Source organism: Flavobacteriales bacterium, from assembly GCA_013001705.1.
Classification (GTDB): domain Bacteria; phylum Bacteroidota; class Bacteroidia; order Flavobacteriales_D; family JABDKJ01; genus JABDLZ01.
Window position 1 is genome coordinate 1 of sequence record JABDLZ010000137.1, and the last position, 9,783, is coordinate 9,783.

Annotated in this window: 12 protein-coding genes; 2 read left to right on the forward strand and 10 right to left on the reverse strand. The window is 49.2% G+C overall.

Annotated features, from left to right (window positions below; all coding sequences use genetic code 11):
- The 5 genes from HKN79_05615 to rsgA all read right to left on the reverse strand — a co-directional run.
- The coding region (locus HKN79_05615) for a hypothetical protein (GenBank protein ID NNC83035.1) at positions 1 to 565 on the reverse strand (565 nt) is incomplete at its 3' end.
- A 123-nt stretch (positions 566 to 688) separates the two neighbouring features.
- Complete coding sequence (locus HKN79_05620) at positions 689 to 1,018, reverse strand: nucleotide pyrophosphohydrolase (protein ID NNC83036.1); 330 nt, start codon at positions 1,016 to 1,018, stop codon at positions 689 to 691.
- Between the two features lie 2 nt (positions 1,019 to 1,020).
- Positions 1,021 to 1,554 carry a metal-dependent hydrolase gene (locus tag HKN79_05625; protein ID NNC83037.1) on the reverse strand — a complete coding sequence of 178 codons (534 nt, stop codon included), beginning with the start codon at positions 1,552 to 1,554 and terminating at the stop codon, positions 1,021 to 1,023.
- The gene (locus tag HKN79_05630) at positions 1,554 to 2,006 is read right to left on the reverse strand and encodes a D-tyrosyl-tRNA(Tyr) deacylase (GenBank protein ID NNC83038.1); all 453 of its coding nucleotides are present in this window, start codon (positions 2,004 to 2,006) and stop codon (positions 1,554 to 1,556) included. Before HKN79_05630 ends, HKN79_05625 begins: the two co-directional genes overlap by 1 nt.
- On the reverse strand, positions 2,003 to 2,932 hold the full coding sequence (rsgA, locus tag HKN79_05635; protein ID NNC83039.1) for a ribosome small subunit-dependent GTPase A: 930 nt from the start codon (positions 2,930 to 2,932) through the stop codon (positions 2,003 to 2,005). Before rsgA ends, HKN79_05630 begins: the two co-directional genes overlap by 4 nt.
- 70 nt (positions 2,933 to 3,002) lie before the next feature.
- Between rsgA and gldA the strand changes: the two genes are divergently transcribed.
- Positions 3,003 to 3,917, forward strand: a complete 915-nt coding sequence (gene gldA, locus HKN79_05640; GenBank protein NNC83040.1) for a gliding motility-associated ABC transporter ATP-binding subunit GldA — start codon at positions 3,003 to 3,005, stop codon at positions 3,915 to 3,917.
- 52 nt (positions 3,918 to 3,969) lie between these two features.
- Positions 3,970 to 5,217: a methionine adenosyltransferase gene (locus HKN79_05645; protein NNC83041.1), complete on the forward strand. Its 1,248-nt coding sequence runs from the start codon at positions 3,970 to 3,972 to the stop codon at positions 5,215 to 5,217.
- Position 5,218: 1 nt separating this feature from the next.
- On the opposite strand, the gene HKN79_05650 is transcribed toward HKN79_05645, so the two are convergent.
- From HKN79_05650 to HKN79_05670, 5 genes are all read right to left on the reverse strand, one after another.
- On the reverse strand, positions 5,219 to 5,818 hold the full coding sequence (locus HKN79_05650; GenBank protein NNC83042.1) for a uracil-DNA glycosylase family protein: 600 nt from the start codon (positions 5,816 to 5,818) through the stop codon (positions 5,219 to 5,221).
- A gap of 34 nt (positions 5,819 to 5,852) precedes the next feature.
- Positions 5,853 to 7,043, reverse strand: coding sequence for an OmpA family protein (locus HKN79_05655; GenBank protein ID NNC83043.1), 1,191 nt, complete (start codon positions 7,041 to 7,043; stop codon positions 5,853 to 5,855).
- A gap of 93 nt (positions 7,044 to 7,136) precedes the next feature.
- Positions 7,137 to 7,841, reverse strand: a complete 705-nt coding sequence (locus HKN79_05660; GenBank protein ID NNC83044.1) for a polyphosphate polymerase domain-containing protein — start codon at positions 7,839 to 7,841, stop codon at positions 7,137 to 7,139.
- 8 nt (positions 7,842 to 7,849) lie between these two features.
- Positions 7,850 to 8,527 (reverse strand): DUF4956 domain-containing protein, encoded by a 678-nt coding sequence (locus tag HKN79_05665; protein ID NNC83045.1) that lies wholly within the window; start codon positions 8,525 to 8,527, stop codon positions 7,850 to 7,852.
- Between the two features lie 46 nt (positions 8,528 to 8,573).
- On the reverse strand, positions 8,574 to 9,783 hold a 1,210-nt coding region (locus HKN79_05670), incomplete at its 5' end, for a right-handed parallel beta-helix repeat-containing protein (protein ID NNC83046.1).

Genomic DNA, 9,783 nt, shown 5'->3' on the forward strand with positions numbered 1-9,783 from the left:
GAGAAAAGGCTTCTGACATTTCATCCTGGAAATTACTCCAGCGCCCTTCACTATCCGTGCTGAGTTTGTTCTCTACCGTTTCCACGAAGCGATTGAAATCCTTTTTCTTCTCTTCGAAGCTCTCCTCTGCTTTGACTTTGGATTCATCGAATTTCCCTTCAAGTGATTCCATTTTCAATTTGAACTTCTCGGCCTCTACATTCAGCAGGGAATAGGCCTTACCTAACTTCTCATCCTTCTTGATCTTCAGCTGTAGGTCGTGAATGGCATTTGAGATCTTCTTTTTCTGCTCGTGATAAGCATCTGAGGTCTCCGCTTTGCCTAGGGCCAGCTGTACTTTGAGACGGTCCATGGCGGCTTGTACTTCCTGCCATCGTTCTCCACCTTCTCCTTGTACCTTGGACTTGGTCTCATGGAGATAATGGGTGAATCCGTGTTTGGTCTCTTCCCATTTGTCTTTGGCTTCTGCCTTGCCTAGTGCAGCTTGGACTTGCAGCTCTTCCAACTCAACGGCAGCATTTCTCAGCGAGTTGACGACTTTGTCGATGAAGGTCTTGTTTTCCATGGTGTTATTCAATTGTTGGAGTTGAGGATAAGATAAGTATCAATTATCGATCTATCAATACGCCTTGATATTCTTACAGATGTTGTTCTTCCCTTAGTTGAATGTTCATGTAACGCACGTCTATCATTCTCGCAGTTTCTTGTTAGAACGGTGTCTTTCCCTATCCCGCTTGCTCTTTAGCTTCATCTTGGCTTCCCAGCTGGCTTGCAGGTCGACTCCTGTCTGATTGGCCAGGCACAGGGTCACGAAGAGCACATCGGCCAGTTCTTCGCCCAGGTCTTTTCCCTGATCGCTTTCCTTCTCGGATTGCTCACCATATCTGCGGGCCATGATACGCGCTACTTCTCCTACCTCTTCGGTCAGGATGGCCATATTGGTCAGTTCATCGAAGTAGCGTATGCCGACCTCTTGGATCCACTCATCGACTTCGGTCTGTAATTTCTTCCATTCCATTTTCAAGGGCTTATTTCATGTTCATACGGATCCTTTCTTCTTCTCATCCAGTTGAATGCGAGCATCAGCAGACTCGGTATGCCGACATAGACGGCTTCACTCTTCAAGACCTTCCAGCCCCATTCACTGAAAAAACTCGAAATGCCTATGGGAGAGACCTTGATGACCCTCCATGGCAGGAAATGGCGGCTATCATCAAAAGGCCACCAAAACGCGATTCCCCGCCCTCCGGTGGTCATGGCATCCAATAGGCCATGCGATACCAGGCATAGGCTGCAGATAAGCCAGGCTTTGAGCCTGTTCTGCTTGAAGAATAGGCTTACCAGGCCGCCCAGCACTACTGCAAAGAAGATGCTGTGCGTGAATCCGCGATGTCCATAGACACTCTCATATCCTATTCCGTTGAACCAGCCTATCACATCGATATCCGGCAGACAGGCCAGTGCTGCACCGATCCAAAGGAGTTTACGGTCTTCTGAGCCCACCGTATCTCCTAAGGCATATCCGCTGATGATATGGGCGAATACCGATGCCATCAATCTCTTTGTTTGGAGTCTATCATAATGGTCACCGGACCATCGTTTATCAACTCTACCTGCATATCTGCACCGAATATTCCGCGCTCTACCTTACGTCCTATCAATTTCTCGCAAGCTTCCATGAAAGAATCATATAATGGGATTGCTTGATCGGGTCGAGCGGCTTTGATGAATGAGGGGCGATTTCCTTTTTTGGTCTTCGCATGCAAGGTGAATTGACTGATGGCCAGCAGGTCCCCTTCGATATCGAGTAGGCTCTTGTTCATCAAACCCTCTTCATCGCTGAATATGCGCATTTGGACCACCTTGTTGGCAAGCCAATCCACATCTTCTTGAGAATCAGCTTCTTCTATGCCGATGAGAAGCAGTAGGCCATGGTCTATACTGCCTGTCAATTCTCCATCGGATATGACCGAAGCGCGTTTAACTCGCTGAATGACGATCCTCATGCGTAGATATCCTTTCTATAGGGACCCTCGTCCTCTTCGTACATATTGATGTAGCTGCGGTACCGGGATGGGTGGATCTCACCCTTCTCCAAAGCTTCTTTCACGGCACAACCGGGTTCGTTGATATGCCTACAATCATTGAACTTGCACTCATGCAGTACTTCACGCATTTCTAAGAAATAATGGGAGAGATCGGCTTTGTCAGTAGCCACCATACCGAACCCTTTGATACCCGGTGTATCCACGATATAACCACCGATATCGAGCGGATGCATCTCAGCAAATGTGGTCGTGTGCTTTCCCTTATTATAGGCCTCACTGATATCTCCTGTCTTGAGCTCCAGACCCGGTTGTAGCCGATTGGTCAAAGTCGATTTGCCGACTCCCGAGTGTCCGGTGAGGAGGGTGACCTTGTCCTTGAACAGGTGCTCAAGATCCGCCTGCTCTACTTTCAATGCGTTCATTTCCAGACAGGTATATCCGATGTTAGAATAGAGTTCCTTCCATTCCTTCAAGCGATCCAAGCCCTCTTCATCCAGAAGATCCACCTTGTTGAACAAGACGATGCTGGGTATGTGGTAGGCTTCAGCTGTTACGAGCACCCGATCGATGAATCCGGTAGAAGTAGACGGTTGTGAGAGGGTCACCATCAGTACCAGTTGATCCACATTGGCAGCAATGATATGGCTCTCCTTGCTGAGGTTGGTGCTTCTGCGTATGATATGGTTCTCGCGTGGGAGGATCTCTGCGATCACATGGCTGTCATCATCGATCTCCACTATCACACGATCGCCCACGGCCACTGGATTGGTGGTACGCATGCCTTGAAGACGGATCTTGCCACGCAGCTTGCATACCTTTTCCTCACCGTTCTCCAAGATCACGTGGTAATTACTCCCTGTGGATTTGACGACTGTACCTCTCATTTGCGATCACGAATATGATCCATCGCGGCTAAGCATTCTCAATGTATCAATTTTTACCACCTTCGCGATGATGTCCATCGAGGTCAAGAATATTTCAAAAGTATACGGCAAGCAATATGCCTTGGACGATGTGAGCTTCTCCATCGGTACGGGAGAGATCGTTGGCTTTTTGGGGCCAAATGGAGCTGGAAAATCCACCATGATGAAGATCCTGACCACCTATATCATGCCCACCTATGGTGAGGCTTGGGTAGGAGGCCACCATGTAGTGGATGAGAATCGGGCCGTGAGAAAGAAGGTGGGATATCTGCCGGAACACAATCCGCTCTACTTGGACATGTACGTGAGAGAATACCTCTCACTCGTAGCCGGTCTCCATGGATTAGCAGCAAAAAAGGAGAGGGTAGAACAGGTCATCGAAAAGGTGGGACTGAATATTGAAGCGCATAAGAAGATCGAAGCACTATCCAAAGGATATCGGCAACGGGTAGGATTGGCACAGGCCATCATCCATGATCCGGATGTTTTGATACTGGATGAGCCTACTTCAGGACTGGACCCGAATCAATTGGTCGACATACGGGCCTTGATCAAGGATCTCGGTCGAGAAAAGACCGTGATGCTGAGCACGCATATCATGCAGGAGGTAGAAGCCATCTGTGACCGAGTGATCATCATCGACCGTGGGAGGATCGTTGCCGATAAGGATGCAAAACAGATCGTGCAATCGAGCACGCGTCAAGGTCAACTCATCGAGGTGGAATTCTCAGAAGAGGTCCTCTCAGAGGATCTAAGGACCGTGGAAGGAGTGCGTGAGGTCATGCACGTCCAGGGAAATACCTTCCAACTCGAGGGAGAAGCAGAGAAGGACCTGAGAAAAGCGCTATTCAAATGGGCCGTGGAAAATGATCTCACCATCCTATCGCAGACCGAGAAGCAAAGGAGCTTGGAAGAGGTGTTCAAAGAGCTTACTAAGAAAGGCTGATTTCTTTGGTCTACTTTCCTAGCTTTGCGCTCATTCTATATGAAATCAGCACATGTATCTCTTCACTTCTGAATCCGTTTCTGAAGGTCATCCAGACAAGGTAGCAGACCAGATCTCGGACGCCCTGATCGACAATTTCCTAGCATTTGATAAGGATAGCAAAGTAGCTTGCGAGACTTTGGTCACAACCGGTCAGGTAATTCTGGCTGGAGAAGTGAAATCCAAGGCCTACTTAGATGTGCAGGCCATTGCTCGTGAGGTGATCGAGCGCATCGGATACACCAAGAGTGAATACATGTTCGACTCCAACAGCTGCGGAGTGTTGAGCGCCATCCATGAGCAGAGTCCGGATATCAATCAGGGAGTGGATCGCAAGAAGAAGGAAGAGCAAGGTGCCGGTGATCAGGGGATGATGTTCGGCTATGCGACCAATGAGACAGATAGCTACATGCCTTTGGCCTTGGATATCTCTCACAAGATCCTAGAGGAGTTGGCCGAATTGAGAAGAGAAGGGAAGAAGATACCCTACCTCCGCCCAGATGCGAAGTCGCAGGTCACACTGGAGTATGATGACAACAATCGCCCGGTCAGGATCGATGCCATCGTCATTTCTACGCAGCACGATGATTTCGATACAGAAAAGAAGATGTTGGCCAAGATCAAGAAGGACCTCGTCAACATCCTGATACCTCGTATCAAGAAGAAATACCCCAAGTACAAGAAGCTCTTCAACAGCAAGATCCAGTATCATATCAACCCTACGGGCATTTTCGTCATCGGAGGACCCCACGGGGATACCGGTCTCACCGGAAGAAAGATCATCGTAGATACCTATGGCGGTAAAGGGGCCCATGGTGGAGGAGCATTCTCAGGCAAGGATCCCAGCAAGGTGGATCGATCGGCTGCATATGCTACGCGACATATTGCCAAGAATCTAGTAGCTGCCGGCCTATGTGATGAGGTGCTCGTTCAGGTGTCTTACGCAATCGGGGTAGCAAAGCCCACAAGCATCAATGTAGATACCTACGGTACGGCCAAAGTCGATATGAACGATGGGGAGATCGCTCGGAAAGTGGAGAAGATATTCGATATGAGACCTTATTTCATCGAGAAGCGATTGAAACTTCGCAATCCGATCTACAGTGAGACGGCCGCTTATGGTCATATGGGACGTGAGAGCAAGAAAGTCAAGAAGACCTTCGTCTCTCCGGAAGGAAAGAAGGTGACCAAGGAAGTGGAACTCTTCACTTGGGAGAAACTCGATCACGTCAGCAAGGTGAAAAAGGCCTTCGGACTCTGATTCAGAAGTCCTCCTCTTTCTGTGATATACTTCCTGTTATTCCTTGGATCCGTAGCTGTAGTTCAGGAATGAGCTCCCGCTCGAACCACTCATTTTTCTTCAACCAGATGTTGTTTCTCGGGGAAGGATGTGGCAAGCAGATGGTGCGGTCGAATCGGTCGAGGCCGTAGCGCACGGTATCTGTGAGAGTCTTGAAGGGGTTATCACTCAAGTAGAATTTTTGAGCATAGGCCCCTATGAGTATCGTCCATCGCAGGGCAGGCATCGCTTCCATAAGCGATCGGTGCCAAGTAGGAGCACACTCTTGTCGGGGAGGCAGGTCTCCACTTTTTCCTTTTCCTGGGTAGCAGAAGCCCATAGGTACGAGTGCGAATAACCGAGGGTCATAGAATTTCTCCTCTGAGACTCCGAGCCATTCCCGTAACCTCTTTCCACTGGCATCATCCCACGGTACTCCGCTCTCATGGACTTTGATTCCCGGTGCCTGACCGATGATGACCACCTTGGATGCCGGGTGGGCAGTCACTACAGGTCTTGGTCCAAGTGGTAGATGTTCTGCACAGAGGGTGCATTGCGCTATGTCATCCAAGAGTTTTCTGATTCCTCTAATATGCAGAAATCAGTCCGGAGAGGAATCAGTTGGCGATCACCTCGAATTCCACCCTGCGGTTCTTCTCTCGGCCTTCTTCGGTCGAATTGCTCGCAATGGGCATGATGCTGCCCAATCCCTGGAAATGCAGTCGTTCCTTCTCTACATCCTTGTGGATGAGATAAGCTGTAACGGCTTGAGCCCGGGCTTCGGAAAGCTTCTGGTTATAGGCTTCATCTCCCTGATCATCGGTATGTCCGGTGATCTTGATCTCCATGAAAGGATGGTCTTTCAGGACATTGGCCAGAGCATTCAATTCCTTCTGTGAAGAGGGTAGGAGTTCGGCCTTGTCGAATTCGAATTGGATATTATTCAGTTCGATAGTGGTGCCTACTTCATAGTGTACCTGTTGGATGGCCACTACTTCTGTGCTTGCTCTTTCTTTGACTACTATCAGGTCCTCATCTGGCTTGCTTTCCAGCGGTCTTCGGCTCAGTCGCTCTCCTGGCTCTGCTCTGCGGAGCATCACTTCATCGATGTAGTAGTATGCGCCATCCGTCCCGGTCTCCAGACGTTGACTCGTGGTGACATCATCCCTATAGAAATTTCCGATGATCAAGTGCCTTTCTCCTCCTTGGGCCTTGAAGACCCCGCTGATCTTCTTCCATCCGAGAATGCTCTGCTTGATGGCTTTCTCAGAATTGATGGTGGGGGTGATATAGAGAGGCTTTCTATCCCGAGTGCTTATTGCATCCGCTTGGACCAGTGCTCCTATATTGTTGCATATCCGTGATGCTCGCTGGCTAGCATTGGCGTAGAACTCTAAATAATAGAGACTGTCGGCTTTGAGCTCTTCCTTCAACTCCACCTGTACATACTCGTGCCAATAGGTATCCGTTCCTCCTGTCCCATAGCATTTGATGCCTATCATGTTATCCCCATCCTTTGGCCGCTGGCGGTTATTGCTGTGTTTGGAAGGGTGGGCCCAGCATGTGCTGGAAACCTGCAGACTGAAAAGGTCTGGAGTGGTCTGAGTAGGACTGTTCCAATGGGTCATCCACACATCGAATTTGCCGATTCCCTGATTCCAACCACATGGAAGATCTTCCGTCATCTCGAAGGAAGGGTCAGGAACGAAATTGTATACTTCGCTGTTCTCGAAAGAAGGCAGTTTGAACTGCCCAAGTGCAGAGCAGGTCCATAGGATCAAAGCAAGTACGGTCAAGTTCCTCATCATCACAATAGCATTTGTCCAAAGCTAGAGCCACTATCGTGCCTGCTTTTTCGAATGGGAAGAGGCTTGTGAACAATGACCGGTGGATGGGAAGTATCAGAGTGGTATGGGATAGAACATCTCTATTCCCTTCACATACTTGGAGTTCTTGGTCATTCTGAAGGGGAAAGAAGTGGAGATGCCTTGGGCTTCATCATCCAGCGAGGCATCATACTTCAATTCTACCACGGTGCCATTCTCCAAGGTCATGGAGGAGGGTCTGATGCGGTCTTCGAGCACCGGATGATAGGACATCTCTCTGTCCAAGGTCACACGGTAGCCACCGCTGAAATCCAAGAAATACCTTCTGCGATAGCGATTGACAAGTGTTGCCTTGAGTCCATGTAATATCTCCCTCACATCTTCTGGAAGGTCGGCCTTTTGAATGATCTCGTGCAAAGAGCGGTGGCTCAAGTCGGCATCCATAGAGAAACCAGGCAATGGATAAGAGCGCTTGGTCCCGGTCATTCCATTCTTTCGCTTGAGTTCTAGGATGGGTCGCTCGATGTATCCTTGGAGTTCTCCGTACCATCTGATCCTGACCTTCTGCCGCTGGGAGGTTCCCACTTGATTGTGGAAATAGTAGGAGAGGGTAGGAGTATCGAGATAGATGTTGTTGATGTAGCGCTCCTGATAGATCGGATTGAAATAGGCTGGATGATTCTTGACCGTTTGCACAATACCCTCGTAGTGGAGTGCCGTTACCATGAACTTGCGTTCATAACGGTCTCTTTTCAAGGTAGTATATCCCTTCTCGGACATGGAAGGACTCAGTTTTCGATGTCGATGAATCCGACCTTGACCTCAGGATGAGTCTGATGCAGCGAGTTCTTGAATCCTAGGATCTGCTCCGGCTTTTTGACGTCTACATGGTAAGAAGCCTCTGTGGATCGGTTATCATCATCCAATCGCTTGAGCGCATGGCTCGGAAAGTGCTCCTTGATCAAACTGCCGATGGATTCGAGTTCGAGGCTCTTCGAATCGGAACGTAAAGTGAGAAAGAGATTGCGATGTTGCTTGCGAGGCTTGATGAAGTGGCGACCCCAGATGATGACCATAAGTAGACCGAAGGCGACTAGGGTGACTATCCGTTGATTGGCACCTAGACCTAGACCTACCGCAATGGTAAAGAAGAGATAGGCCAATTCTTCGGGCTCTTTGATGGCAGCTCGGAATCGTACGATGGAGAGCGCACCTACCAATCCCAATGAGAGGGCGAGAGAAGACTTCACGATGGTGATGATGACCATGGTTGTGAAGGTGATCAGCAAGAAATTATTGGCAAAGAGCTTACGATTGGATAGACTCTTGGCACAACGCGCATAGGTGAACTCCAGAATGATGGAGAGAATGACCACGATGAGCGTGTTCCACAGCAGATCGCTGACTTCGATCTTGGAGTTCTCAGTGATGAGGAATTTTTGGAAGAGTTCCCAGTTGTTACCCATGTCCGTTCAATTGAGCTGCGAATTTAACATATGGTGCATCTACCCATCAGTAGAAGCGTTCGGCTACCTTTTTCTCTTTCCCGAGCACTAGTTTCTTCTCGAGTTTCACTGAAGAGCCTTCTTCAATGAGAAAGGGAGTGTCGATCCGCTTCCAACTCAGACCTTGCGCATCGATATGGGCTGGGCCGTACTCGGGTTTCTTTTGGAATACCACCATGCCATAGTTGCATGATTCCAAGGTGCAATCGGATGTCATCAGCACTGAATTGTCTTTGGAAGCGATACCGATATTAGCGTCCTGTATCACACAATCCCTGACAGTCAGTTGACTGTCTTCTCCGCCACTCACTCCTTTATCTCCCACCTGACTCATCTCACAGGAGCGGATGTCAACTTGCGATCCGGAGAAATCGATGGCATCGTTCCCGATATCATGGAATATAGTGGTACGTAGTGACCCCGTGCTGAAATCCGAGTCGAAGGCGTCTGCATAGATTTCTTGGAAGGAACAGTCGCTCATTTCGAAGTGACTCCGGATGATGTTCAAGGCATCCTCGCAGCGATTGTTCTGGATATGCAGGTTGTTTATCGTCACATCACTCTCATACAGATTGAGCGAGCCACTCAGATTCCATGGCCCGAATCGGTAAGCATCCATGTCGGAGTAGATCACATGCTCAATGAGGGAAGGGCCATCGGCCTGGAGTACGGTGAGTCCAAGTCCGGTCCCATCGCTGCTCTTGAATTGGATAGGAACTTCTTCAGTACCTGAAAGTTCTACCTGTGAGTAGGAGAGTATGAAGGCACCATTCACCATGTCGATGTTCTGACCGGCATCGATCAGTAGCGTATAGCCCGGAGGAATAACCACCGATGTGTCAATGATATGATCTCCGGGAAGTAAGACGACCTGCTCATCCTTGACTTCGAAATGGGATGCTGGAATATGGACTGCAGGTCGCTTCACCGCGTAGGTATTTGGAGAAGGCCAAGGCAGGAGTTCCCCCACTTGCCGGTCATCCGTTCCCTTGACCCGGAAAAGGAGGGCTGAAACATGTTCTTGAGAAGTGGAGAAAAGGGCTGCATCCGCATGGTTGTTGGCAAATCCATCGAGTTCTATTGGGTCAGGAAGCGTTTGTTCTTCCTCAGAAGCCAATATGAGTCCTGTGATTTCTATCGGCTCTGGATAGTAATTGAATACGTGTACACTGTCCACGCTGTGTTGAAATGCAGTCACGAAATAGGGCGGACTGCTC

What these genes read in the sequence shown, in the direction of transcription:
- HKN79_05620 (NNC83036.1), bottom strand. Translation starts at nt 1,018, where the DNA reads ATGGAATGGAAGAAATTACAGACCGAAGTCGATGAGTGGATCCAAGAG.
- HKN79_05625 (NNC83037.1), bottom strand. Translation starts at nt 1,554, where the DNA reads ATGGCATCGGTATTCGCCCATATCATCAGCGGATATGCCTTAGGAGAT.
- HKN79_05630 (NNC83038.1), bottom strand. Translation starts at nt 2,006, where the DNA reads ATGAGGATCGTCATTCAGCGAGTTAAACGCGCTTCGGTCATATCCGAT.
- rsgA (NNC83039.1), bottom strand. Translation starts at nt 2,932, where the DNA reads ATGAGAGGTACAGTCGTCAAATCCACAGGGAGTAATTACCACGTGATC.
- gldA (NNC83040.1), top strand. Translation starts at nt 3,003, where the DNA reads ATGTCCATCGAGGTCAAGAATATTTCAAAAGTATACGGCAAGCAATAT.
- HKN79_05645 (NNC83041.1), top strand. Translation starts at nt 3,970, where the DNA reads ATGTATCTCTTCACTTCTGAATCCGTTTCTGAAGGTCATCCAGACAAG.
- HKN79_05655 (NNC83043.1), bottom strand. Translation starts at nt 7,043, where the DNA reads ATGATGAGGAACTTGACCGTACTTGCTTTGATCCTATGGACCTGCTCT.
- HKN79_05660 (NNC83044.1), bottom strand. Translation starts at nt 7,841, where the DNA reads ATGTCCGAGAAGGGATATACTACCTTGAAAAGAGACCGTTATGAACGC.
- HKN79_05665 (NNC83045.1), bottom strand. Translation starts at nt 8,527, where the DNA reads ATGGGTAACAACTGGGAACTCTTCCAAAAATTCCTCATCACTGAGAAC.